This window comes from Erysipelatoclostridium sp. MSK.23.31 (genome assembly GCF_019125875.1).
In the GTDB taxonomy this organism is placed as follows: Bacteria; Bacillota_I; Bacilli_A; order Erysipelotrichales; family Coprobacillaceae; genus Thomasclavelia; species Thomasclavelia ramosa.
The window spans coordinates 1-380 of sequence record NZ_JAHOCB010000135.1 but is presented as its reverse complement, the minus strand read 5'-3'; the positions used below and the strand labels follow the sequence as shown (position 1 = coordinate 380).

Below are 380 nucleotides of genomic sequence, written 5' to 3'. Positions count from 1 at the left end.
GTTGAATATAAAAATGTGATCAGAGAGTATATTGAAGCAAAATATGGCTATGAAGTAATCAATTATGGTACTGATAGCAGTGAAAGATTTAATTATCCAGTTTCTGGTGAAGCGGTCGCTAATGCAGTTGTAAATGGTGAGGTTGATAAAGGTATCGTAATCTGCGGAACAGGCGTAGGAATTTCTTTGGCTGCCAACAAAGTAAATGGAATTCGCTGTGTGACATGTAGTGAGCCATATTCAGCCAAATTATCAAGAGAGCATAATAATACTAATATGCTGGCTTTTGGCGCACGAGTAGTAGGAATTGAACTTGCAAAAATGATTGTTGATGCCTGGTTAACTGGTGAGTATGAAGGTGGGCGTCATCAAGTTAGAAT

1 protein-coding gene is annotated in these 380 nt (G+C 38.2%); it reads left to right on the top strand.

Translation table 11 applies throughout. From position 1 onward, the window contains the following. Positions 1-380 (top strand): ribose 5-phosphate isomerase B (gene rpiB, locus KSU54_RS18665; protein ID WP_254210237.1); only part of this gene is annotated, 380 nt, incomplete at both ends.